At 36.5% G+C, this 24705-nt stretch carries 31 protein-coding genes; 15 read left to right on the forward strand and 16 right to left on the reverse strand.

The window, feature by feature from the left end:
* Window positions 1-7: 7 nt before the first annotated feature.
* Complete coding sequence (locus ABXT44_RS08530) at window positions 8-496, reverse strand: DUF494 family protein (protein ID WP_416651941.1); 489 nt, start codon at window positions 494-496, stop codon at window positions 8-10.
* Window positions 497-792: 296 nt separating this feature from the next.
* Between ABXT44_RS08530 and rpmH the strand changes: the two genes are divergently transcribed.
* From rpmH to ABXT44_RS08560, 6 genes are read left to right on the forward strand one after another with little or no spacing between them, the layout of a single operon-like run.
* Window positions 793-927, forward strand: a complete 135-nt coding sequence (gene rpmH, locus ABXT44_RS08535; protein WP_082344989.1) for a 50S ribosomal protein L34 — start codon at window positions 793-795, stop codon at window positions 925-927.
* 4 nt (window positions 928-931) lie between these two features.
* A complete protein-coding gene (gene rnpA, locus ABXT44_RS08540; RefSeq protein WP_416677967.1) occupies window positions 932-1285 on the forward strand; it encodes a ribonuclease P protein component in 354 nt (117 codons plus the stop codon).
* Window positions 1282-1515 (forward strand): membrane protein insertion efficiency factor YidD, encoded by a 234-nt coding sequence (gene yidD / locus ABXT44_RS08545; protein ID WP_416651945.1) that lies wholly within the window; start codon window positions 1282-1284, stop codon window positions 1513-1515. Before rnpA ends, yidD begins: the two co-directional genes overlap by 4 nt.
* 6 nt (window positions 1516-1521) lie before the next feature.
* On the forward strand, window positions 1522-3165 hold the full coding sequence (yidC, locus tag ABXT44_RS08550; RefSeq protein WP_416686929.1) for a membrane protein insertase YidC: 1644 nt from the start codon (window positions 1522-1524) through the stop codon (window positions 3163-3165).
* Between the two features lie 8 nt (window positions 3166-3173).
* Entirely contained in the window at window positions 3174-3707 is a 534-nt protein-coding gene (locus tag ABXT44_RS08555; protein WP_416677971.1) for a KdsC family phosphatase, read from the forward strand.
* Window positions 3704-4009 (forward strand): MGMT family protein, encoded by a 306-nt coding sequence (locus tag ABXT44_RS08560; RefSeq protein ID WP_416651951.1) that lies wholly within the window; start codon window positions 3704-3706, stop codon window positions 4007-4009. The genes ABXT44_RS08555 and ABXT44_RS08560 overlap by 4 nt, the downstream gene beginning before the upstream one ends.
* Here the strand turns inward: ABXT44_RS08560 and ABXT44_RS08565 are convergent.
* The 11 genes from ABXT44_RS08565 to ABXT44_RS08615 all read right to left on the reverse strand — a co-directional run bounded on the left by ABXT44_RS08565 (window position 4006) and on the right by ABXT44_RS08615 (window position 13400).
* Window positions 4006-4422, reverse strand: coding sequence for a F0F1 ATP synthase subunit epsilon (locus ABXT44_RS08565; protein ID WP_416651953.1), 417 nt, complete (start codon window positions 4420-4422; stop codon window positions 4006-4008). The genes ABXT44_RS08560 and ABXT44_RS08565 overlap by 4 nt on opposite strands.
* Entirely contained in the window at window positions 4423-5802 is a 1380-nt protein-coding gene (atpD, locus tag ABXT44_RS08570; RefSeq protein ID WP_416651954.1) for a F0F1 ATP synthase subunit beta, read from the reverse strand. It lies immediately after the preceding gene.
* Between the two features lie 23 nt (window positions 5803-5825).
* Window positions 5826-6689, reverse strand: a complete 864-nt coding sequence (gene atpG / locus ABXT44_RS08575; RefSeq protein ID WP_416677977.1) for a F0F1 ATP synthase subunit gamma — start codon at window positions 6687-6689, stop codon at window positions 5826-5828.
* Between the two features lie 6 nt (window positions 6690-6695).
* Window positions 6696-8237, reverse strand: a complete 1542-nt coding sequence (atpA, locus tag ABXT44_RS08580) for a F0F1 ATP synthase subunit alpha (RefSeq protein WP_416677978.1) — start codon at window positions 8235-8237, stop codon at window positions 6696-6698.
* A 21-nt stretch (window positions 8238-8258) separates the two neighbouring features.
* The gene (locus ABXT44_RS08585) at window positions 8259-8807 is read right to left on the reverse strand and encodes a F0F1 ATP synthase subunit delta (RefSeq protein WP_416686932.1); all 549 of its coding nucleotides are present in this window, start codon (window positions 8805-8807) and stop codon (window positions 8259-8261) included.
* Between the two features lie 9 nt (window positions 8808-8816).
* Complete coding sequence (locus tag ABXT44_RS08590) at window positions 8817-9287, reverse strand: F0F1 ATP synthase subunit B (protein ID WP_416686934.1); 471 nt, start codon at window positions 9285-9287, stop codon at window positions 8817-8819.
* 34 nt (window positions 9288-9321) lie between these two features.
* Window positions 9322-9555, reverse strand: a complete 234-nt coding sequence (atpE, locus tag ABXT44_RS08595; protein ID WP_416651967.1) for a F0F1 ATP synthase subunit C — start codon at window positions 9553-9555, stop codon at window positions 9322-9324.
* Window positions 9556-9591: 36 nt separating this feature from the next.
* Window positions 9592-10416 (reverse strand): F0F1 ATP synthase subunit A, encoded by an 825-nt coding sequence (gene atpB / locus ABXT44_RS08600; RefSeq protein WP_416651969.1) that lies wholly within the window; start codon window positions 10414-10416, stop codon window positions 9592-9594.
* On the reverse strand, window positions 10416-10757 hold the full coding sequence (locus tag ABXT44_RS08605; protein ID WP_416686936.1) for an ATP synthase subunit I: 342 nt from the start codon (window positions 10755-10757) through the stop codon (window positions 10416-10418). The genes atpB and ABXT44_RS08605 overlap by 1 nt, the downstream gene beginning before the upstream one ends.
* 150 nt (window positions 10758-10907) lie before the next feature.
* Window positions 10908-12569, reverse strand: coding sequence for a DNA repair protein RecN (gene recN / locus ABXT44_RS08610; protein WP_416686937.1), 1662 nt, complete (start codon window positions 12567-12569; stop codon window positions 10908-10910).
* Between the two features lie 12 nt (window positions 12570-12581).
* The gene (locus tag ABXT44_RS08615; RefSeq protein WP_416686939.1) at window positions 12582-13400 is read right to left on the reverse strand and encodes an NAD(+)/NADH kinase; all 819 of its coding nucleotides are present in this window, start codon (window positions 13398-13400) and stop codon (window positions 12582-12584) included.
* Window positions 13401-13465: 65 nt separating this feature from the next.
* On the opposite strand from ABXT44_RS08615, the gene grpE reads away from it, so the two are divergent.
* Window positions 13466-14008 (forward strand): nucleotide exchange factor GrpE, encoded by a 543-nt coding sequence (gene grpE, locus ABXT44_RS08620; RefSeq protein ID WP_416686940.1) that lies wholly within the window; start codon window positions 13466-13468, stop codon window positions 14006-14008.
* 130 nt (window positions 14009-14138) lie between these two features.
* Here the strand turns inward: grpE and ABXT44_RS08625 are convergent, their stop codons facing one another.
* The 3 genes from ABXT44_RS08625 to ABXT44_RS08635 all read right to left on the reverse strand — a co-directional run bounded on the left by ABXT44_RS08625 (window position 14139) and on the right by ABXT44_RS08635 (window position 15463).
* Window positions 14139-14564, reverse strand: a complete 426-nt coding sequence (locus ABXT44_RS08625) for a DUF4174 domain-containing protein (RefSeq protein ID WP_416686942.1) — start codon at window positions 14562-14564, stop codon at window positions 14139-14141.
* A gap of 34 nt (window positions 14565-14598) precedes the next feature.
* Window positions 14599-15021 carry a hypothetical protein gene (locus ABXT44_RS08630; protein WP_416686944.1) on the reverse strand — a complete coding sequence of 141 codons (423 nt, stop codon included), beginning with the start codon at window positions 15019-15021 and terminating at the stop codon, window positions 14599-14601.
* Window positions 15022-15100: 79 nt separating this feature from the next.
* Window positions 15101-15463 carry a hypothetical protein gene (locus tag ABXT44_RS08635; protein ID WP_416651983.1) on the reverse strand — a complete coding sequence of 121 codons (363 nt, stop codon included), beginning with the start codon at window positions 15461-15463 and terminating at the stop codon, window positions 15101-15103.
* Window positions 15464-15685: 222 nt separating this feature from the next.
* On the opposite strand from ABXT44_RS08635, the gene ABXT44_RS08640 reads away from it, so the two are divergent.
* From ABXT44_RS08640 to ABXT44_RS08670, 7 genes are all read left to right on the forward strand, one after another.
* The gene (locus tag ABXT44_RS08640) at window positions 15686-15994 is read left to right on the forward strand and encodes a hypothetical protein (protein WP_416651985.1); all 309 of its coding nucleotides are present in this window, start codon (window positions 15686-15688) and stop codon (window positions 15992-15994) included.
* A gap of 18 nt (window positions 15995-16012) precedes the next feature.
* Window positions 16013-16627, forward strand: a complete 615-nt coding sequence (locus ABXT44_RS08645) for an aspartyl/asparaginyl beta-hydroxylase domain-containing protein (RefSeq protein WP_416686946.1) — start codon at window positions 16013-16015, stop codon at window positions 16625-16627.
* Between the two features lie 292 nt (window positions 16628-16919).
* Entirely contained in the window at window positions 16920-17759 is an 840-nt protein-coding gene (locus ABXT44_RS08650; RefSeq protein ID WP_416686949.1) for an alpha/beta fold hydrolase, read from the forward strand.
* Window positions 17756-18703, forward strand: a complete 948-nt coding sequence (locus ABXT44_RS08655) for a flavin reductase family protein (RefSeq protein ID WP_416677989.1) — start codon at window positions 17756-17758, stop codon at window positions 18701-18703. Before ABXT44_RS08650 ends, ABXT44_RS08655 begins: the two co-directional genes overlap by 4 nt.
* Window positions 18704-18714: 11 nt before the next feature.
* Window positions 18715-19752 (forward strand): LLM class flavin-dependent oxidoreductase, encoded by a 1038-nt coding sequence (locus ABXT44_RS08660; RefSeq protein WP_416686950.1) that lies wholly within the window; start codon window positions 18715-18717, stop codon window positions 19750-19752.
* A gap of 12 nt (window positions 19753-19764) precedes the next feature.
* Entirely contained in the window at window positions 19765-21234 is a 1470-nt protein-coding gene (locus ABXT44_RS08665; protein ID WP_416686953.1) for an aldehyde dehydrogenase, read from the forward strand.
* A gap of 30 nt (window positions 21235-21264) precedes the next feature.
* Window positions 21265-21645 carry a carboxymuconolactone decarboxylase family protein gene (locus ABXT44_RS08670; protein WP_416686954.1) on the forward strand — a complete coding sequence of 127 codons (381 nt, stop codon included), beginning with the start codon at window positions 21265-21267 and terminating at the stop codon, window positions 21643-21645.
* A 31-nt stretch (window positions 21646-21676) separates the two neighbouring features.
* Here the strand turns inward: ABXT44_RS08670 and ABXT44_RS08675 are convergent, their stop codons facing one another.
* Window positions 21677-22567, reverse strand: a complete 891-nt coding sequence (locus ABXT44_RS08675; protein ID WP_416686955.1) for a DMT family transporter — start codon at window positions 22565-22567, stop codon at window positions 21677-21679.
* A gap of 219 nt (window positions 22568-22786) precedes the next feature.
* Here ABXT44_RS08675 and dsbD point away from each other — a divergent pair, with 219 nt between their 5' ends.
* Window positions 22787-24628, forward strand: coding sequence for a protein-disulfide reductase DsbD (gene dsbD / locus ABXT44_RS08680; protein ID WP_416686958.1), 1842 nt, complete (start codon window positions 22787-22789; stop codon window positions 24626-24628).
* Window positions 24629-24705: the final 77 nt, after the last annotated feature.

Genomic DNA, 24705 nt, shown 5'->3' on the forward strand with positions numbered 1-24705 from the left:
AAGGTTCCTACTGCAGGGTAGGGTTATCATCATAAAACACAATAGACTCTATCCATTGCGATGGCACAGATGATTCAGTGCTATTTCCGATGACCATCATAACTACCCATTTCAAGTCATCAATACTCAATTTTGAGTCCTCTAGAGACATAACCTGATCAATTACTATTTCACGTTGACTGGCATTAAGCTGACCCATATTCTCCATAAACATTATGAAGCCTCTGGCCCTAGAATCTAATTTGGTTTTTTCATACTCACTATAAATTCGCATAGAATTATGCAAAGTATCAAAACTAGCTATCTTTCCATCTTGAAGTGCTGCAATATTTTCAAGCCAAACTAAAGCCTTCTCAATCCGGTCAGCATCAAAGCCAGCCTCTGAAAGATGCGTCTTTAAAAGATCATCATCCAACTCTTGAGAAGAGTCTTGCTCAGCAGACTCAAATAGGAAATCAAACATAAAGGTGAGTACATCAAGAATATTATTAGTCATAAAGCCTCATCAAATTAATACATGTATTTCAAGCTAACTATTACGAGATTCTTATAAACATCAAAAGAACCTATATTGCTTATTACTTGTGGGCAAAAAACACTTTTTCAACCATACATTGAGTTATATAGTGATTTGCTCGAAAAGTAAATTCTTAATTTAACCCTTATTATCCACATCTTGATCCAGATTGGGCTTTATTAAAGCAGTATTGTCATATAAACTCTCGTTTAACATGCATACCGAACTAATCCAAGTATGGTAAAATTGCAAACTTTTTTATTGGTAGATACATTATGAAAAGAACTTTTCAACCAAGCGTACTAAAACGTAAACGTAACCATGGCTTTAGAGCTAGAATGAAAACTCGTTCTGGGCGTGCTATATTAAGTGCTCGCAGGAAAAAAGGGCGTAAACGTTTAGCTGCTTAAACTCATGACCAGCTCGCTCGCTCATGGTGCGCGTATTACAGATTCCAAAGATTACGCTCACATTTTCAAAAAAGGCTTTCATACTCAAAGTAGATTCTGGAAGGTCATAGCTAGTGATTCTGGTAAATCATTTTCAAGGCTTGGTCTTGCGATTTCCAAAAAGCAATATAAAAGGGCAGTAGACCGAAACCTTTTTAAGCGCTTAGCACGCGAAACTTTTAGAAACAATCGGGACGATTTTGAGTCTATTGACTTTGTCATAATGGTAAAAAAATCAGCTTGCACTGATAATATTGAAATTACTAAAGACCTCCTTTCACTTATGAAAAATGTAAAGAGCCAAGTGCAGTCAAAATGAAATTTCTACTTCTACCTCTAATTAAATTATACCAATGGATTGTTAGTCCTCTGTTAGGAAGCAACTGCCGTCACATTCCAACCTGCTCAGAGTATACATTCGATGCTATCAAATATCACGGAGCTGTCAAAGGAGTTACTCTCGGGGCAAAAAGAATTAGTAAGTGCCACCCATGGTCAGAGGCAAGTTATGATCCTGTACCAAAAAAAATTCACTCAATTAATAATTAAAAATTTATGAACACTCAAAAATTATTTCTTTTCATTGCAATCTTTTTGACAATTTTCCTTCTTTGGGATAAATGGGAACTGACACAATCAATCGATGAAAATGGAAATATAGTAACGCAAACTGCGATAGTAGGAATTGATTCACCATCTGCAGAGAACGACGTCCCATTAGCTGCTGAGGTTCCAGTGGCAGAAAACACATTTACAGAAGTTTCAACCCCCGTTATGGAGGACTCAAACATAAGTGGCGCATACACAACGGTTGTAACAGATCTTTTAACAGTACAAATTTCAAATAAGGGTGGAACAATAATTAGTGCATTTCTGAATGACTACCCAACAGAATTATACTCAGATCAAACATTTGAACTACTTAGCAATTCTCCAGAGAGTATTTTCCACGCTCAAAGTGGTCTCATCCCTGCAGATCAAATGCCAACGCATCAATCTGAATTTACTTCGGAAAGACAAGAATACTTTCTACAAAACAATAATGAGCTAATTGTGCCACTTTCTTGGAAGGGAGATAATGGCATTGAAGTTACTAAATACTTCTACTTTAAGCCTGATAGTTATATCATCGAAGTAGATTATCAAATTCGAAATAACAGCTTGACTGATCAAAATGTTAGCAGTTATACGCAGTTAGCCCATGGTGCAATAATTGAATCTAGCGGCATGGCAATGGGTATGCAAAACTTTAGTGGCGGCGCAACCTATAATGATGAAGAAGTTTTTGAGAAAATTGATTTTGAAGATTTTGACTCTACACCAAAAACTTCATCTATTGGTGGCTGGGCCGCAATGATTCAGCACTACTTTTTTACTGCGTGGATACCAAATGATAGTCAAAAGCATACTTACTCAACTAAAACTAGTAGAGGCAACTACCTATTAACCACAGTGAATCCAACAGTAAGAGTTGCTGCTGGAACAACAGCTAGTCTCGAAAAAAACCAGCTATATGTTGGCCCTAAAGAGCATGTGCGCCTTGAAGAACTTGCCCCTGGCCTAGACAAAACTGTAGACTATGGCTTCCTTTTTATTGTTGCCAAACCATTGTCAATATTTCTTCATTGGATTTATAGTTTTGTTGGTGACTGGGCAATATCTATTGTTCTTTTAACTCTATCAATTAAGCTGGCTTTTTATAAGCTTTCTGAAAAATCATTCCGCTCAATGGCTGGAATGAAAAAATTAGCACCAAGGCTTCAGAAAATTAAAGAAACCTATGAGGGTGATAAGCAAAAAATTGGTAAGAAAACGATGGAGCTTTATAGGACTGAAAAAATAAATCCTGCTGCAGGCTGTCTTCCTATCTTAGTTCAGATTCCAGTATTTATTTCTGTTTATTGGGTTCTTATAGAAATGGTTGAACTAAGAATGACCCCATTTTTGTACTTACCTGACCTTGCGATGAAAGATCCTTATTTCATTCTGCCATTAATTATGGGTGCATCTATGTGGTTTCAGCAGCGACTTAATCCGCCTCCAGCGGACCCAATACAAGCAAAAATAATGATGATGCTGCCAGTTGTATTTACAGTTTTCTTCCTCTGGTTCCCTTCAGGCTTAGTGTTGTACTGGGTAACCAATAACGTACTTTCAATTGCTCAACAAGTGTACATCAATAAAAAAATTAATGGTTAAATAAGCCCATGCACTCAAATGAAAAAGTAAGTGAGATAGCTAAAAAAATTAAACTCTTAATTGTAGATGTTGATGGTGTTCTCACTGACGGTGGGATATATTTTGACGATAACGGCGTTGAACAGAAAAAATTTGATTCGCAAGATGGTCTTGGTATTAAATTATTGCAATTATCAGGAATTGAAGTTGCAGTAATCACAGCAAGAAGCACAAAATCTGTTGCTCATAGACTTAAAGGACTTGGAGTTGAACATTATTATCATGGCATACTTGATAAAAGTATTGCTCTGGAAAAACTAATAAAGAAACTTTCAATCGATCCTAGTGAGTCAGCTTATGTTGGTGATGACGTCATTGACTTACCTGTCATGACCAGGGTTGCTCTTCCAATTGCAGTAGCAAATGCTCAAGAATCTGTAAAAGATCACGCACTTATGGTTACTGAGAAGAGTGGTGGTAATGGAGCAGTTCGTGAGGTATGTAATTTCTTGTTAAAGTCACAAGATAAATATGATGCTTTAGTAAAATCTTTTCTAAAATGACATCCTTTCAATCAGAATGTTATGAGGCTTTAAAAAAAATTCCTGCGGGTAATGTAATTTCATATGGAGGCCTTGCGGAAATGATTGGAAGGCCCAATGCACATCGCGCAGTTGGCAGTGCAATGAATAAAAACCCATTTGCACCAACCGTGCCATGCCATCGAGTTGTTAAATCAAACGGCGAATTAGGTGGCTTTGCCGATGACATCAGCGTCAAAATAAAACGCCTTCAAAAAGAAGGCGTTCGTGTGTCAAACAATAAGATTGTTAATTTTCAGTCTGTACTCTTTAAATCAAACTAGCGCTTCTTCCCTCTCATCTTAGAGATCATTTGAAGCTGCATCATTGACTCAGCAAGTGCTGCTTGAGTAGTAGAAATATCCTGTTCTGTCTGCGAACTAGACATAGCTTCTTCAGCGCGCTTTTTCGCTTCGAGGGCTTTTGACTCATCTAAATCACCAGCACGAATAGCTGTATCAGAAAATATTGTAACTGTGTCAGGCTGCACCTCAATGATGCCACCAGAGACAAAAATAGATTCAACACCATTTTCAGTTTCAACTCTGACTTCACCAGGTTTAAGTGTACTTATTAAAGGAACATGCATAGGGTAGACACCAATCTCGCCGTTTGTAGCTGGCGCAAATACACACTTTGCCTCACCTGAGTATATCTCCTCAGTTGCGCAAACTACATCAACGTGTATTACTGCCATTTATGATGCCTCCGATGCCTTTATTTTAACTTCTTCAATAGAGCCAGTCATGTAGAAAGCTTGCTCAGGTATAGCATCATGCTCACCATCAAGAATAGCTTTAAATCCAGAAATAGTGTCCTTCAAAGATACATACTTACCAGGAGATCCGGTAAATACTTCTGCAACAAAGAAAGGCTGTGATAAGAATTTTTGAATCTTACGAGCTCGAGATACAGTCTGCTTATCTTCTTCGGATAGTTCATCCATTCCTAGAATCGCAATAATGTCTTTTAATTCTTTATAGCGCTGAAGTACGCCTTGAACTCCACGAGCCACATCATAATGCTCTTGACCAACAACTAGCGGGTCGAGCTGACGTGAAGTTGAGTCTAATGGATCTACAGCAGGATAAATACCAAGCTCTGCAACTTGACGCGAAAGTACTACTGTCGCATCTAGGTGAGCAAATGTTGTCGCTGGAGATGGATCAGTTAAGTCATCTGCAGGAACATATACCGCTTGAATTGAAGTGATAGAACCAGTTTTAGTTGACGTAATTCTTTCTTGAAGCGCTCCCATTTCAGCTGCAAGTGTTGGCTGGTAACCAACCGCTGATGGCATACGTCCCAATAAAGCAGAAACCTCAGTTCCAGCAAGCGTATATCGGTAAATATTATCAATAAATAAAAGCACATCACGTCCTTCATCACGGAAATATTCAGCCATAGTAAGTCCAGTTAAAGCAACACGAAGCCTATTTCCTGGAGGCTCATTCATCTGTCCATATACTAGTGATACTTTATCGAGTACATTTGAGTCTTTCATTTCATGATAGAAGTCATTACCTTCTCGAGTTCGCTCACCAACACCTGCAAACACTGAGTAACCTGAGTGCTCAATGGCAATGTTACGAATAAGTTCCATCATGTTTACAGTCTTTCCAACACCAGCACCGCCAAACAATCCGACCTTACCACCTTTTGCAAACGGGCAAACTAAGTCAATTACCTTAATGCCTGTTTCAAGCAACTCTGTAGCAGGTGCTAATTCTTCATATGCAGGAGCAGAGCGATGAATTTCCCATTCAGCCTCTGAACCAATTTCGCCAGCGTTATCAATAGGCTCCCCAAGTACATTCATGATTCGTCCAAGAGTTTTTGTTCCAACTGGCACAGTGATTGCCTTGCCTTTATCGGTAACTTCTAATCCTCGCTGAAGCCCTTCAGATCCACCCATAGCAATTGTTCTAACAACATTGTCTCCAAGTTGTTGCTGAACCTCTAAAGTAAGGTTTGCTTTAGTAACATGAAGTGCGTTATATATTTTAGGTATTGAGTCAGATGGAAACTCGACATCAATAACCGCACCAATAATTTGTGTAATTTTGCCTATACTCATTTGCTTTTCCTTTTTTTAAATCTTTAAACAGCAGCAGCGCCTGCTACAATCTCAGATATTTCCTGAGTAATAGCTGCCTGCCTTGCCTTGTTATAAATTAATTGTAGCTCATCAATCATATCACCTGCATTTTCTGTTGCGCTATGCATGGCTATCATTCTAGAAGATTGCTCACAAGCAATGTTTTCTACAATTCCTTGATAAACTAATGCTTCGATATACCTAACTAATAGTGCGCTTAGTGCACTCTCTGCATCTGGTTCATATAAATAGTCCCAGTGGTGATCCTTACTGGTTTCATCAGTAACCTCCATTGGCACAATTTGCTTGACAGTTGGGACTTGTGTCATTGCACTTGCAAACTTATTATAAGCAATCATGATTTGATCAATCTCACCTGAGTCATAGCGATCAAGCATTACTTTGATAGTACCTAAAAGATCATCAAATTGAGGCTTATCACCAATATCAGTAAGAACAGAGTTAATTTTAAGTCCAGTATTTTTAAAAAATGAAGTTGCTTTTTTACCAATCGTACAAAGCTCAACCTCAACTTTATCTGATTGCAAAGCAGCTATATCTTTTAAAAGGCTTCTAAATAAATTGGTGTTTAAACCACCACAAAGCCCTCTATCACTTGAAATAACTATAATTCCTACACGCTTTTTCTCTTCTGAAGAGGTCATATATGGATGTTTAAACTCAGAGTTAGCATGAGTCAGATGTCCAATAACATTAAGAATTTTTTCAGCATACGGACGTGAAGCGAGCATTCTATCTTGCGCTTTCTTCATCTTAGAAGCAGCAACCATTTCCATGGCTGAAGTAATCTTTTGAGTATTTTTAATACTCGAAATTTGTGTTCTAATTTCCTTGCCTACTGCCATATCTTTCTACCAGGTATTGTTAGCTTTAAAGTCATCAATAGCAGCTTGAAGTTTTGCTGATATATCATCATTGTAGTCACCAGACTCATTAATAGATGCCATCAATTCAGCCTGATTAGCATTCATATAAGCTAAAAGTGCGCCTTCAAATGCAACAACTTTATTCGCCTCAACATCATCTAGTGCGCCAGAATTAGCAGCAAAAAGTGACGTCGCAGTTTCAGCAACATTTAGAGGGGAGTATTGTGCTTGCTTCATTAGTTCGGTTACGCGTATTCCTCGATCAATTTGAGCTTTAGTTTCAGCATCCAAATCAGATGCAAACTGAGCAAACGCCGCTAATTCACGATACTGTGCTAAGTCAAGACGAATACTACCACCAAGCTTCTTAACAATTTTAGTTTGTGCTGCACCGCCAACTCTAGAAACTGAAAGGCCCGCATTAATTGCCGGTCGAATACCGGAGTTAAATAGGTCTGTTTCTAAGAAGATTTGACCGTCTGTAATGGAAATTACATTTGTTGGAACAAACGCCGAGACGTCTCCAGCCTGAGTTTCAATTATAGGAAGAGCTGTCAAAGAACCTGTCTTACCTTTCACCTCTCCATTTGTTACTTTTTCTACATACTCCGCATTAACTCTTGATGCTCTTTCTAATAAACGAGAGTGAAGATAGAATACATCACCTGGATATGCTTCACGTCCTGGTGGGCGCTTTAAAAGAAGCGATACTTGGCGGTATGCCCACGCTTGCTTTGTCAAATCATCATAAACAATTAGTGCATCTTCGCCACGATCTCTGAAATATTCGCCCATTGCACATCCAGCGTAAGGAGCAATATATTGAAGAGCTGCAGAGTCAGAAGCGGCTGCAGCAACAATAATAGTATGCTCTAATGCTCCATGCTCTTCTAGCTTGCGAACTACAGTAGCAATTGAAGACGCCTTTTGTCCAATTGCAACATAGATACATTTAACACCTGTACCTTTTTGATTAATAATAGCATCAATTGCAACGGCAGTTTTTCCAGTTTGGCGATCACCAATAATAAGTTCACGCTGACCACGTCCAATCGGCACCATTGCATCAATTGCCTTAATACCAGTTTGAATTGGTTGATCAACTGATTGTCTTTCAATAACGCCAGGAGCAACAACCTCAATTGGGCGAGTGATAGATGTTTTTATTTCTCCCTTACCTTCTAGGTCTACTCCAAGAGGATTAACAACGCGTCCAAGCAGCTCGTTACCAACTGGCACTTCCATAATTCGATTTGTACACTTAACAGTGTCACCTTCTGAAATGTGAAGATAATCACCTAATACAACTGCACCAACAGAATCCTGTTCGAGGTTAAGCGCTAAACCAAAAGTATTTCCTGGAAATTCTAGCATCTCACCAAACTGAGCATCTGCTAGACCATGAATACGAACGATTCCATCACTTACACTAATTACTGTGCCTTCTGTGCGAGCTTCAGCTGAAAAGTCAAATCCCTCTATTTCTTTTTTAATTAAATCACTGATTTCAGAAGCATTTAATTGCATAACTAACCTCTCTTTATAAAATTAATTTACAGACAAGGAGACGCCTAGAGCATCTACTTTTGCCTTAATTGATGTATCAATTACCTTATCACCTTCTTTAATAATGACACCGCCTTTAAGGGTCACATCAATTTCAGTTTCAACAGATACAGTTGTTTTATGTTTACTTGTTAAATCTTTAACGATTGCTTGTTGTTCGTCTTCACTAAGCTCATAAGCGCTAATAACTTTAAAGTTCTTGCTCTTGTTAGCATTAGAAACTGTCGATTCAAACGCATTAGCTATACTGCTAATTGCACTCGAACGATCGTTGTTTAAAACAAGATTAATAAAAGCCGACTCTTGTTTACTTAAATCTTTTGAAGTCATTCTTGCAATTAAAGCAGAAATTAAATCAAATTTTTGATTTTTACTTTTGCTTGGAGATGCAATAAAAGTCTTTGTATTTTTATCAGCCATAATTACAGTAGCAGCGGCTAAAAAGTCACTCCATCCTAAAACAGAGTTACTTTGTTCAGCAATTTCAAAAATCGCTTGAGCGTATGGCTTGGCAATTGTTGATAATTCCATCCTACCGTCCTAGAGTGATTTAGACAACTTAGAAAGCATATCTTTATGTGCCTTAGCATCAACTTCTTTCTCTAAAACTGAGTTGACTCCCTGCATAACCAAAGTTGAGACTTGATTTTTAAGCTCATTACGTGCCTTCACAACCTCTTGGTCTAGTTCAGACTTAGCGTGTGCTTTAATCTTATCAGCCTCTTCAGAAGCTGTGCCTTTAGCTTTATCAATCATTCCATTAGCTTGTTTATCAGCATTTGCAATAATTTCAGCCGCTTGGGTTTTAGTACTTTCTATGAGATCTTCAGCATTTTTCTGGGCTAAAGCATGCTCTTCTTTTCCAAGTTCTGCTGCTTTTAATCCATCTTCGATTGCCTTTTTGCGAGCAGCCATTGCCTCAACGAGTGGAGGCCAAACAAACTTCATGCAGAACAAGACAAACATCGCAAACATGATTGTTTGCCCAATGAGTGTAAGGTTAATGTTCATAACTTAATACCCTTAATTATTAAAAGAATACAATTTATCCAGCAACCGCAAACAATATATACATTGATATACCAACTGCAATCATAGGTACCGCATCAACAAGTCCCATTACAATAAACATTTGTGTTCTTAGCATTGGAATAAGTTCCGGCTGACGCGCAGCACCTTCAATGAATTTAGCGCCAAGAATACCGATACCTACAGCAGCGCCTAATGCACCTAAACCCATTAAGATAGATCCTGCTAAAAATAATATACTTTGTTCCATTTTTTACTCCTACTTATAAAAACTGTTTAAAAAAAATTAATGCTCTTTTTGGTGTGCCATATCCATATATACAATCACTAAAGTCATAAAGATAAATGCCTGAAGTAATACAATTAAGATATGAAAAATAGCCCACGGTAAAGACAGGCTCCACTGAATCCAGAATGGCAACAGTGCGATTAGAATGAAGATCATTTCACCTGCATACATGTTTCCAAATAAACGTAATGCAAGAGAAACTGGCTTTGCCAGTAAGTTCACCCCTTCTAAAAAGAAGTTAAAAGGCAACATCCATTTACCAAAAGGATGGAGCGTTAGTTCGCCTACAAATCCACCAAGGCCTTTTTCTTTAATACTGTAATAAAGAATTAATATGAAAATACCGATAGACATGCCGAATGTAGCATTAGGGTCGGTTGTTGGAACCACCTTAAGAAAATCAATACCTAGAACAACAGCTAGAGATGGAAGCCAATCAACAGGCACTAAATCCATCGTATTCATTAAGATTATCCAAATAAATGTCGTTAAAGCAAGAGGGGCAACCATAGGGTTTTTACCACTGAAAGAACCACGTACATTTTCATCAATAAATTCAATAATGCTTTCTACAAAATTTTGAAACCCACTTGGAGCGTCAATAGAAGCACGTTTTGCTGCTCTAGCAAAAAAGAATAAAAATAGCGCGCCTAAAACAAAAGAAAATCCAAGTGTATCAACATGGAAAGCCATGAAACCCATTTCTTTTGCTTCTAAAGCACTTTCAGCAAACCCCCAATGACCATCTGGAAATTTTCCGTAAGTTAAATTTTGTAAATGGTGCTTAATATAAGCGCCAGATGTTAGTTCACCACTTGCCATTATTTTTGCCTTAACCTATCTAATATAAATCCTACCTGACCAACAACTAAACTCAAACAGAGAGCTGCGGGCTCAAGTTCTAAAAAACCAAGTCCAATTAAAGCTAGTAGGATTAGAGAGAGCATCCTACTGATACTGCTGCTGATCGCCATCCTAAAGCTTTTTTGTGCATCAGCGTCAACCAATGCTTTTTGTTTTTTTGTATACCAATTAAATATCCAGGTATTGCTTAAACTTACTAAGGCACCATAAAAGGCAGCAACTGCAAAACCATCAGTGGCATAAAAAAAAACAATTAAAGCTAGGAGAAAGTATTGAATAAGTGAGCTTATTGATTTCACTTTTTCGATATTCACCCTGACTATGCACAAACGAAATATTATACAATTTAATGTTTAATAGTCAAGTCCTACAAAGACAATTTATTTACTGTGAAGCAAAATAAATTTACGCAATTTATTAAGGCTTATTTTCAAAAAAAATTTAGTTGATTAAGAGCTAGAATTTATCATCTCTTCAGCAGCTATTCGAGTTTTATCACTGATTGTAATCCCACCTAAGATTCTTGCCACTTCGTCCGTCCTTTCTTTCGGACTTAGGCTTGCAACTTGGGTAAAAGTTGAGCCATTTTTTTGCGTTTTTACAACCTTCATATGATCTTGTCCCTGCGCTGCAACCTGAGCAAGGTGCGTTACACAAATAATTTGATATCGATTTGATAATTTTTTTAACATTTGGCCAATAATTTCAGCAACTGATCCACTGATACCTACGTCGACTTCATCAAATACAACTGATGGGGTGAGCTCAGTTTTACTTGTGACAACTGAAAGTGCTAGAGATATTCTTGATAACTCTCCACCCGAGGCTACTTTACCTAGTGGCTTAAAATCTTGCCCAGCGTTAGTTTTTGTAAGAATGATAATTTCCTCCATACCATTAAGCCTTACAGATCCTTCAGAAGAGTTAATGCTAAAAGTAATTTCACTCCCAGGCATTCCAAGTTTTTGCATTAAGCTTGTAACCTCTTTTGAAAGAGACTTGCCAGCAATTACTCTTTCAGCACTCAACAACTTTGACTTAGCATAATATTCTTTCTCAAATTTACTTTGCGCGAGTAATAACTCATCTATCTTATCGCTCGATGAGCCCAACATATTAAGATTTTCTTGCAAAGCTGATTGTGCCTCAAGTAGTCCTTGAATTTGACAATTATGTTTACGACCAAGGCCATGAAGCTCATTAATTCTAGAGCTAAGTTGTACTGAATTATCTTCTTGGCTGCTAATCTTACCAAGGTAATCTGTCAAGTCATAAATTCCTTCTTGGACCTGAAGCTGGGCACTAGCCAGCAATGAATGTATTGTGTCTAACCGCGAATCAAGCTCTTTCGACTGATTAATAATATTTTCACTTTCAATTAACACATTATTAACGCCTGATTCGTTGTCAAGAGAGTCTATTATCTTAGAAATTTTTTCAACAAGCTCGCTTGCATTTGTTGAGACTTTATAGTCATCCTCAATATTATCAAGCTCATCCTGGGTCATTTCAGCTTGAATAAGCTCATTCAGTTGATGGGTTATTAACTCTTTTTGGGCTGCAAGGAGAGAGTTATTATTTTGTAAGTCTTCAACCTCATTCTTGACCGCTTGATAATTGTTGACAATATTATTTACTTCTTCACACTGCTTTTGAGTGCCGGCATAATCATCAAGTAGCAAGCGATGATGGTTCGCTCGAAGTAACAGCTGATGCTCATTTTGGCCATGCATATCAATCAAAAAACTGCCAATATCCTTTAGTGTTGATAAAGGTACATTAGAACCATTGACATATGAACGTGACTTACCATCTGAAGCAATAACCCTTCTCAAGATGCACTCACTCTTATTTTCTAAATCCAGGCCTTCCAAAAAAGTTTGAAGCTCAGTTCCTAAATTCAAACTAAATGTAGCCACAATTTCAGCCTTACTTGCACCTTTCCTAACGAGAGACGAATCAGAACGACCTCCAGCAACTAAACTTAATGCCTGAATTAAGATTGATTTACCTGCACCCGTCTCCCCAGTCACAACAGTCATACCAGACTTAAACTCAATACTTAAGTCTTCGACAACAACTAAATTTTTTACATGTAAGTGCTCAAGCATATCTTTAATTTATTAAACTTTTTGGCCCCAATGAAGCTTTGATCTTATAATCTCAAAGTAGTCATAACCTTTTGGATGAATTAGATGGACAAAATTTTCATGTTGCTTCACTCTAAGAGCAACACCTTCTGATGCATGAACTGAGGACTGAGCATCAAAGCTAATTGTTGCCCTATCTTCGCAATCTAAAAGAGTAATCAATACCTCACTATCGCCATCAAGAATGAACGGTCTATGACTCATTGTATGAGGGCTGATTGATACTAGGCAAATCGCATTTGTACTCGGGTGCATAATTGGGCCTCCGCTAGAAAGTGCATAAGCAGTAGAACCAGTAGGCGTGGTAACTATAATTCCATCTGCCCTCTGATTATTCACAAAGTCTCCATCAACATTCAGCTCAAACTCTATCATTTTTGGAGTTTCATTCCTATGAATTACCACCTCATTAAATGCTAGATGTTTTGACAATACTTTGCCATTTTGTTCAATTTGACAGCTTAAAAGAGATCTTTTCTCTTTAATAAACTCACCATTTAGAACAGCGCTAACTACTGGCGTCATCGAGTCAACTGAAACGTCAGCTAGAAAACCAAGGCGTCCTAAATTAACTCCAAGTATAGGAATATTGAAGTCAACATAAGTTCTTGCGGTATTCAATATAGTACCGTCTCCACCGACAACAATAATTAGATCAGCATTTTTCTCAAAGTCTTTTTGATCCTCCAACAAAATAACACCAAGATCCTTAAGGAGAACACCAAGCTCCAGGGCAGTTTTTTGACTGGTAAAATCGTTTGGTTTACAGATAACGCCAATAGAATTAAACATAGGCCTTGAAATATACTAAAAAGTAACTACATAACATGTTAAATATACATTAGTTTGGTTAAAAAATGACAAAAAAGAAAGAACAAAAAACTCAAGATGATACCTCTAATGAGGTTCAAGAAGATGTACTTGATGATAACAAAAATGAAGATTTAGCGACTCAGCTTTTAGAGGCACAACAGTCTGCAAAAGATAATTGGGACAAGCTTTTACGCTCCCAAGCCGAGATGGAAAACCTTAAGAGGCGTACATCAAAAGATCTTGAGAATGCCCATAAATATGCCCTTGATGGTTTCGTTAAAGCCCTATTAGAGGTCAACGACTCTCTTTCAATGGGACTTAAGCTAGCAATGGATGAAAATGCAACTCTAGAAAACACAATTGAAGGAATTGAGCTTACAAATAGAGTTTTTATGTCAACTCTTGAAAAGTTTGGAGTTGAGGCCATAAACCCTGTTGATGAAAAATTTAACCCAGAACTGCATGAGGCGGTAACTATGGCGCCGATGCCAGATAAAATATCAAACACTGTTTTAGAGGTTATCCAAGTTGGATTTACTTTAAATGGTCGATTAGTCCGCCCAGCACTCGTAATAGTCGTACAGTAGTTGGACCCTCTACAACCCCTACTCTGACAACACTTTTTTTGAGTGTCTAACAAGTGTCTAACAAAAACGCACTATCTATATGTCTTGGTCGGGTGTCTAACAAGTGTGAAAATAATGCTATAACAAAACCTTAATTGCATTTTTCATTTTGTTCAGTCATTTCACTCTTTCTTATTGTCATTGTATCAATAATATTGTGAATTTCTTTTAGTAATGAGGCGTCATTTGAATATGATTTATCGCCACCATCATAACCAATTAACCAAAGTCCATATTTATTCTTATATCTATCTGGAACAATGTATTTATTAATATCATCTCCAACAATTCTAATGTACTTCAAATTTCTTTCTTCATTTTCACAACTATTTGTTTTAAAAAAATCGTCAGTTTCATTAATGAAATGAATATCTTTTGTGATAAAGAGGACTATTCTTTTATCCCATGAAAATGAATTAATATATTCTTCTAAATTTATTTTTACACTTGAATTACTCATCATTGGAAACATTAACAAAGTTAACAATAGGCAGAATACTTTTATCCTGTTCTTCATTACTTATTGTATCTAAATGTAAATTTACTTTGAATTAAAGATTTAAATAATCTTTAAATTCATCCTTAACATCACTACCAATGTCATTAGTTAGGTACTCATAAACATTGAAGATACAAACATAATAAATATCAGATAAGAATTCATCAATCTTTTCATAATCCTCATGATCATGATCCACCCACCATCTTGAATGTGGATCTTCTTCAACTTCACTCATCATTTCAGAATCTAAAAACCTCAGATAGTGTTTTTCTACGTACATAATTCTGTGAATCAACATATGTAATGATCCTTCAAACATTCCGTCAACTCTAGTAATATTAAAGGAATCATCTGAAAAGTTTGTTCTGACCTTAGAAAAGTTATAGGTTGATGATTTAGTGTCATCAATAATCGTTGTCAGTTCTTTTGTAACAAATCTAATTATTGAGTGTTTAACAAAGTTATTCATCATAATTTTTATTTTATTATAAATATGACTTTGTAAGGTCTCTCCAACTTACAAAATCAGTCAGTCAAAAATACAACTGGATTTAACTCTTCTTACTTTGATGAACGACTACTGGATTTGTTATATTCTTCTTTATTAACTTATTAATAAATGTTTGTTTATCTTTAAGAAGTAGTTCAAGATACTCATCATTGTTGCAAAACGCCACATTACCATCTGTATCTTCAATATAAAAATAACCCCAATCAGTAATATCATCAAGACTAGTCGTTTGATCAGGTGCTAAGTGTTGAGTGTAGAAATGTTTCCACCATCTTTGAGAAATCCCTTCACTTTGTTGAAGTTGAAGTTGAAGTGACTCTAAATTTTCTGCATCAAAATCATATGTAACAAAATCCACCTCTTCATGATTTTCTACATAGTAAGTAACTGTAAAGTTTTTCATTTGCAAAATGTTACAGGACACAAAAAATATGTGGCAAAAAATCCATATACAAAAATGGCTTTATTAGTGGTGAAAAAACCCTTGATTTCACAACACAGTTTTAGACTGCCAGAATGTCCTACTTTAAGAGGGATTCAATTCAGTTATTTCTGAGATACTTTTGTTCACTCTGTGTTTATATTGAAATATAATTTAGTGATGATTTCAAATGAATAAATATAAATGGCAACAAAAATAAATATTAAGCATACTCAAAGTGGAATGGTGAAGACAGGTTTTTATGGTTATAGTTGGACATATCTCATCTTTGGCTGGTTTGTTCCATTGTTTAGAGGTGAATTAGGTGTTGGGGCGCTTCATCTTCTTTTCACGATAGTAACTGGTGGTATTTGGCAAATTATTGTAAGTTTCCTATATAACAAACAATACATGACAAGAATGCTAACAAATGGCTGGGTTCTTGATGGGTCCGATTCAGACAAAGTTCTTGCTGGAACTTCACTAGGCATATCGACACATACTAACAACTAAAAATCGTAATAGAATTAAGTGCATAATTTAAGAATTCCAATAGAGCCCTATGAGGGTGATTTATCAGGTGTTGCTGATTACCTCGATGGAATGAATTTTCAACTGTTAACTCAAATAGCGCCTTATAAAAACAATAATATTTGGACAGCATTATCTCTTCACGGGTTTGGCTCAAATGCATCAGATATATTTAAACCAGGTTTTGTAGATACAAAGGTAGAAGTTGACACTCAATTGCAGTGGACTTCGCTATTCAATGAACCTACTATGAAGCCAATAAGTGAAATGATCTCTAAGCTACCTTGTAATTTTGAGAGAATTCGATTTACAAAATTAGTTGCAGGCAAATCTCTTAAAAAGCATACAGACAATGTAGATGATGATATTAAAAATAAAAAGATTGCCAGGCTTCATATTCCAATTAGGACCAATAATGATGTTATTTTTACTTTTTATGAAAATGAAAATGATCTAAAAGGCAAGTTATTTAATCTCAAAACAGGGCACTATTACTACCTTGACGTTACGAAACATCATTCCGTAAGCAATAATAGTAATATTGATAGGTATCACCTAGTTATAGATTGCTTCGTAAATGATGAGTTAAAAACACTATTTAAGGGTATTTTTTGATATAAATATATTAATTTTAATAAAAATGAGCTATTTTTAGCTATTTTTTAACTAATAACAATGTTTTTATATACAAAAATAGTCAAATTACCATTTTTTAATCATTTTTTTAGATATTAAGTAAGTTTTTTTAGATAATAAGCCATATTCTTAAAAAAATTGCATATTTTTGTCCCTTGACACATAACATTTAATACTCTATATTTCTTATTACTCAAGTCGGCAGGCAGTGAGAGAAAAAGGTGTGTGCCCTGTAAGTATATTTTACAAACATTTATAAATGGACTGGCTTGTGAAAGACCTTGAATTAAGCAATTATTCAGATACCCCCTCTCTTTTTGATAAAGATGGTACAGCCTACAAAATCTTTGGAGACGAACCTGCTACATTGATCTTTATACATGGTGTTGGAATGTGTGGAGAAATATGGCAGCCTCAAGTTGAACATTTTTCAAAAGATTATCGCGTAATAACTTATGACTTTTTAGGTCATGGAAAAAGCGTGCTCAAAAAGGACAAACTCACCCTAGAAGACTATGTAACTCAACTATACAATCTTGTTAATGAGATTGGAGTTACAAACTTTTCATTAATTGGACACTCAATGGGGGCAATTATTGCGGTTGCATTCGCATTAAAATATCCTAGAAAAGTTGACACACTCATTCCCATAAATATTGTCTTTAAGAGAACTAAAAAAGCCCAAGATGATGTAATTATGAGGGCTAAAGATGTCTTTAAATCTCAACAAATAACTAATATTAGTCAAACACTTGAAAGGTGGTTTAAAAACAAAACCAGCCCTGATGATTTACTGAAGATTAATAATGTTCGAAGCTGGCTTAACAATACCTCGCCAAAAGCTTACGCAGAAGCTTACTATTTATTTGCTACATCTGATCGAGTTTTTGTAAATAATCTTTCAAACTTACAACCACCTGTTTTATACTTAACCGGGAGTGAAGACCCTAACTCTACTTCGCTAATGTCTGAACAAATGGCTCAAGAAACTCCAAATAGCTGGAGTGAGTCCATTGAAAGTGAGGCGCATATGATGGCATATATATCGGCAAAAAAAGTTAACTCAATAATAGAACATTTTCTTAATAACACTACCAATACTACTACATGAAAACAGAAGAAACACGGGATCTAAGACAAGCACTTGGCTCTTTTCCAACAGGGGTAACTGTGGTTACAGCCAAAGATAAAGATGGAAGTCCAGTAGGATTTACTGCGAACTCTTTCACTTCAGTGTCGTTAGAGCCTCAATTAATATTGATATGTATTGACAAGGAGTCTTTCAACATAGAGTCGTTTTCTAAAGGTGGAAGTTTTGCAGTTAGTGTTCTCTCTGAAAGTCAGCAACATATATCAACCACTTTTGCAAGCCCTGAAACTGATCGCTTTAAAAATATTTCTTGGAAATCAAAAACTACAGGAAGCCCTATCATATCTGACTCAGTTGCCTGGTTTGATTGTGATACGGATAATATTATAGAGGGTGGTGATCACCTTATTCTTATTGGTAAGGTAAGGGAGTTTGGATACAATCCACAAACCCCACTGGTTTATTTACGAGGAAATTATGTTAATCTCGGACTTGAACAAAAAATGCTCCTTGCAATGGAAAATAAAAACACAAAAATAATTGTTGGGGCGTTAATTGAATGGCGAAAAAAAATATTTCTTCTTACAGACCAAACAACTGGAATGCTTTATTTCCCAAATGCTTCAAGACTGGGTTCAACTTCTGACGAAGAAAGTCTTCTTGGAAGTCTCCAAAAGCAAAAAATACATATCAATGAACACTATCTATTTTCAGTATTTGAAAATAATGATGATAAAACTAGTCTTATATATTACCGCACAAAAGTCGAAGATGGCTCATCTATAACTACTGGACAATTCTATGAATTTGATTCAATACCGTTTGAACTTCTAGCTGATGATGCAAGTAGAATAATGCTTAAACGCTATATTGCAGAAAGAGATTTAAATGCTTTTGGAGTATTTGTGGGTAAGGAAAGTGAAGGCAATGTAGAGGCTATAAGTAAAACTAATCAAAATGTGTAGGAGCTATTAATATGAATTTTTCTTTATTTGCTCAAATGGAAAGGATAGATGAAGAGCAGTCACAAAAACGCTTGTATGAGGAGTATGTCGAGCTATATCAAATAGCTGATAGGTCAGGTTTTAAAACAATATGGACTGGTGAACATCACGGCATGAACTTTACTATTGCTCCAAACCCATTTATTAATCTAGCTGATTTAGCCAACAAAACAAAGAATGTTAGGCTCGGAACTGGAACAATTATTGCCCCCTTTTGGCACCCAATTAAGCTTGCTGAAGAAGCAGCAATGACCGATATTATTTCAGGAGGTCGACTTGAAATTGGTATAGCTCGAGGAGCTTACTCTTTTGAGTATGACCGCCTTGCAGATGGTATAGTATCTTTTTCAGCTGGAAGCGCTATGAGAGAAATTGTCCCAGCAATTAAGGGCTTGTGGAGAGGTGACTACACAGGTGAAGGAGAACACTGGTCCTTCCCAAAAACTACTAGCTCACCAAAACCCCTTCAATCCCCTCACCCGCCCATTTGGATTGCTGCTAGAGATCAAAACTCTCATGACTTTGCAGTTCAGCAGGGCTGCAATGTTCAAGTAACCCCTCTATGGCTTGGAGATGATGAGGTTGTCTCATTGATGGAAAAATTCAATAATTCCTGTGAGAAATTTAAAGATATAGAGCGTCCAAAAATAATGGTATTACGCCATACATTTGTGGGTGAGAGTGAAGAAGAAGTTGTTCAAGGCTCTAAAGATATATCTAGATTCTACTGTTATTTTGGTGCATGGTTTAAAAATGAAAGGCCTATTAGTCAAGGGCTTATTGAGAAACTTACGGATGAAGAAATGTCTAAGATTGAAATGTACTCACCTGAAAAAATGCGTCAAAATAGTATTATAGGAACTCCTGATGAAGTTATTGAGCGTATTAAGTTTTGCGAGAATCTTGGTTTTGACGAATATAGTTACTGGATTGATAGTAGCATGAGCTTTGAAAAGAAAAAGAAATCTTTAGAGCTTTTTATTGACAAAGTGATGCCTGAATTTACTTAAAGAGGAAGGGACATGGAGCACTTTAAACACTACATTAATGGTAAGTTTAGTTCTGGATCAGAGCGCTTTGAGACTCTTAATCCTGCAAATGGTATGCCATGGGCAACCTTTCCATCTGCAACAGAAGATGAGTCTAACTTTGCTATAGAGTCTGCACATAAAGCACTCTATGATAATGCCTGGTCAAATCTTACCCCCACTCAAAGAGGGAAGTTAATTCATAGGCTTGGTGATTTAATCTCTGAACATGCTAGCGAATTAGGTGATCTCGAGACTAGGGATAGTGGAAAATTAGCGGTTGAAACTCGCGCTCAATCCAGCTATGTTTCTGACTATTACTATTACTATGCGGGCCTAGCAGACAAAATACAGGGAGAAGTTCTTCCTATTGACAAACCTGATATGCGTGTTTTTACAACCCGTGAACCTATTGGGGTTGTTGTTGCTATTGTTCCTTGGAATGCTCAACTTTTCCTTTCAGCAACGAAAATAGCTCCTGCTTTAGCTGCTGGAAATACACTAGTAGTAAAAGCGTCGGAGCAGGCCCCAGCTGCATTATTTAAATTTGCTGAATTGGTTGAAAAAAGTGGCTTTCCTCCTGGAGTTATAAATATCATAACTGGCTTTGCAGAGCCCTGTGGGCGTGTATTAACTACGCATCCAAAAGTTGCGAGAATTGCTTTTACTGGAGGCACTGAAGTTGCGAGACATATTGTTAGGAATAGTGCTGAAAACTTTGCTCATGTAAGTCTTGAACTTGGTGGTAAATCACCCATGCTAATATTTGAAGACTGCAATATTGATGGGGCAGTAAATGGCATTATTGCAGGAAACTTTGGAGCTTCTGGGCAAAGCTGTGTTGCTGGCTCGCGCGTTTTTATTCAAAGATCAATACACTCTAAAATAGTTGACAAGATTAAAGAGCGCGCAAAAAATATTATAGTTGGTGACCCCTTAGATAGTGATACACAGGTTGGTCCTCTTGCCACAAAACATCAGGTCGAAAGAGCGCTAAGCGTTGTTAAACAGTCTATTAAGCAAGGAGCTAGCCTTATTTTTGGAGGGAACAAGCCAAGTCATAAAAAAGAAGGATGGTACTTTGAGCCTACTCTACTTGATTGTCCTAATCAGGAATTTGATTGCGTTAAAACAGAACTATTTGCACCAGTAATAAGTGTCATTGCATTTGACACTGAGGAAGAAGCCATAAGGATGGCAAATGACTCTGCTTATGGTCTTGGTGCAGGAGTATTTACTGAAAACCTAGCAAGAGCTCATCGCGTTAGTGAAAAAATACAGTCTGGGATTGTTTGGATTAATACTTATCGAGCAATATCACCTATTGCTCCTTTTGGTGGAGTGAAGCAAAGTGGTGGTAGCAGAGAGGCTGGTATAGATGCTATTCATGAATACACTAGAACTAAAACAACCTGGATTAATACCTCTTCTGAACCAATGAGCAATCCTTTTATAATGAGATAAATAATCTTTAAAAAATTAACGGAGTAAATAATGGACAAAGAATTATTCGAACTAGGCTTATCAAAGAGAAAAGCAACCCTTGGAAGTGACTATGTAGAAAAAAACCTAGAGGCCGCTGATGATTTTAACGAAGACTTTCAAAAACAAATGACTGAGTGGTGCTGGGGCTTTGGATGGGGTGATGACACCATTAATGAAAAAACTAGGTCTATGATGAATCTAACAATGATTGCTGCCCTTGGAAAAATGGATGAATGGGAAATCCACCTCAAAGGAGCTTTAACGAATGGAGTAAGTAAGGATGAGATTAAATCAATACTCCATGTTATTGCAATCTATTGCGGAGTTCCTCAAGGAGTTGAGTGTTTTAAAATTGCAAGAAAAGTTTTAGAGGATGCTGGTGAGCTTTAAATAAACTTATTAATGTATTACTTTAGAATCTTTATTTTTTTGAGCTAGCTATTGCGACTGCAAATACTATTAATAAAAACCCAATTATTGAGATAAAGTTCATAGTTTCATCAAATAAATACCAAGCTTGGATAGCAACAAGAGCTGGAACTAGATAAAAATAACTACCAACTCTTGCTAAAGCATCTTGCTTTATCATTGTCATTAATAATAGAACTGCACCGATTGATAGGCCAAAGACCTGCCAAGCTAGGGTAATCATGAATGCATTAGTCCAATGAATATCACCAGTCTCAAAACAAAGGGACATAATAATGCATAGTATAAAAGCTCCAAGGTATTGAATCAAAGTTCCACTAATTAAATCCATATCACTACAAAATCGCTTTTGATAAATAGTCCCTAGAGAGATGCCAACTAGCGACCCAAAGACAGCTAAAACTGCCAGAAAAGAAAAACCAGTAAAAAATCCCTCAATAGCTAAATCAAACTTTTCAAATAAAACCAAATATAGCCCTAAAAACCCTATTATTAAACCTATCCATTGTTTTCTTATAATCCTCTCATGGAGAATTATTCCTGCAATAAAGGCCATTCCTAGTGGCTGAAGTCCAATAATCATAGCCGTAAGTCCAATAGGTATTTCCCACTTAATAGCTTGAAAAACACCACCAAGATAAACTCCATGAATTAATAAACCTGTTACCATCAAGTGAATAAATGCCATGCCAGAACTTGGCCAAATGCTTTTCTTAACTTGCATAATTATAAATAGCACTATTAATGTAAGGCCATTACGGTAAGACAACAAAGTAAAAGGTTCTGCATATGGAAGGCCATATTTTGCAGCCACAAAGCCTGTACTCCATATCAAAACAAATAGCCATGGAATCAAACGGGGACTTAAAGTAAGATTTTTCATAAAAAACACCAAAAATTCATTTACTTAATAAATCACTAATTAAAATAACTTAAATAATTAATCAAGAATCGATTTTAAACAAAATAGCTCTATGGCAAACAAGAAACGTCACTCGAGCAAAACTTTGATTAGACTATAATATATACTGTAATTCTTTCAGAAACCCGTCAGATTTTGACTATTTCTTTTGAATAAAGTTACCCAATTTTAAATAATTTTATGAAGCAATTTTTTTCTATCATTCTGCTTTTGATCCTTGTCCCTCTCTCAACAAGCTGGGCTGAAATCCTTTCAGTTGATAAAGAACCTACTCTAAGTGAAAGCAATCAATCATCAATTTTATTGCAGTCTGAAAATAATCTCGGTTTTGAAAAAAGCCCAGTAAAAGTTAACGAGGCTTTCAAGTTAAGCGCTATTTCGGTTGATGAAAATACAATCGCTGTGAGATGGATTGTTAAAGAAAACTATTATCTCTATAAAGATAAAATTTCTTTTTCAGTCAAAGGGGCAACAATTGAAGATGCCCTGTTTCCAAAGGCAAAGTTAAAAGTTGATGAGTTTTTTGGTGAGGTCAATATTTACAATTCATCCGTGGAGGTTATTCTTTCACTTACCGACATTGTTAGCAACAAAGTTATATTAACAGTAGAACACCAAGGCTGCTGGGAGGGTGGAGTTTGTTATCCCCCTCAGAGCGATACCATTCAAGTTGATTTTAATGGAACTCAAGCATTTTCTTCTCAAGATAATAGTCAAATAACAAAGTCAGAAAAAAGTGCCAATGAAAAGTTTCAACAAGGCGGTTTAACTTTATTAATTGCAGCGTTTTTGGCTGGGTTGGCTCTTTCTTGGACGCCTTGTGTATACCCAATGGTCCCAATACTGTCTGGAATTATTATTGGACAAAAGAAAGCTCCAAGCACTCCAAGAGCTATCTTGATGTCGGTTGTCTTCGTTTTTTCAATGTCTCTCGCTTATGCTTTGATTGGAGCGACAGCAGGCTACTTTGGAGCTGGCATAAATATTCAGGCGATAATGCAAACTCCCTGGGTCTTAATTGTTTTCAGTTTAATCTTTCTATTCTTAGCATTTTCAATGTTTGGATACTATGACATTCAACTACCCTCTAAATTGCAGGTCAAGATTACAAACCTAAGTAACAGGCAAACGAGTGGGGATTTCATTGGTGTTAGCATCATGGGGTTCCTTTCTGCCCTAATTGTTGGTCCATGTGTTACGCCATTCCTTGCAACTGCTTTAAGTTATGTTATTGCTGGAGGAAGTGCTGCTAAAGGCGCTGCTAGTCTTTTTGCAATGGGACTGGGAATGGGCATCCCTTTAATAATAATTTGTGGCTGGGGTGTCAATGCACTGCCAAAAGCTGGACTATGGATGGAAAACGTCAAGAAAATTTTTGGTCTTTCAATGATTGCTGTTTCTCTGTATTTACTGGATCGAATTCTGAGTCCACTTTTATCTCTAATTCTATGGTCACTCCTATTCACTCTAGGGCCAATTATGCTTGGTGTTTTTAACAAAATCACTAAACCTATTAGCTTCTGGAGTTTACTATTTAAAGCAACATGTTTGATTTTCTTAGCTTATGGCGTCTTGCTATGGCTATTGGTGGCAAAAGGTGGTGGTGATATTCAGCAACCTCTTGACTCAATCATTTATGGGGACAGCATAGATTCATCAAATAGTGTCGACTTTCAGGTAATTACAGATGAAGATGAATTTAATAAATTATTAGCTATAACTACAAAGAATAACAGCCTACTGGTCATTAAGTTTTATGCAGAATGGTGTATTTCTTGCAACAAGCTAGAGAGGGTTGTATTCTCAAACAGACAAGTCAATGAGGCTCTTGCAGATTCTCTTAAACACACATTAGACGTTACTGAGAATAATCGCTTTAACCAGTCGATACTTGCAAGATTCTCACTTGTTGGACCACCCGCCATATTATTTTTTAAAAATGGCATCGAGCTTAGAGACCAAAGAATTATTGGTGAATTTAGCGCTAAAGAGTTTGTAGCCCACATAAATAATCTGCAATAAATATTTATTAATTTCCTCTAAAAGCTTCGAATTGTAGCTATATTTGATTAAATAGATGTTAAAATACTTCTTAGTTA

The organism is Candidatus Pseudothioglobus sp. Uisw_041 (assembly GCF_048087625.1).
GTDB lineage: Bacteria > Pseudomonadota > Gammaproteobacteria > PS1 > Pseudothioglobaceae > Pseudothioglobus.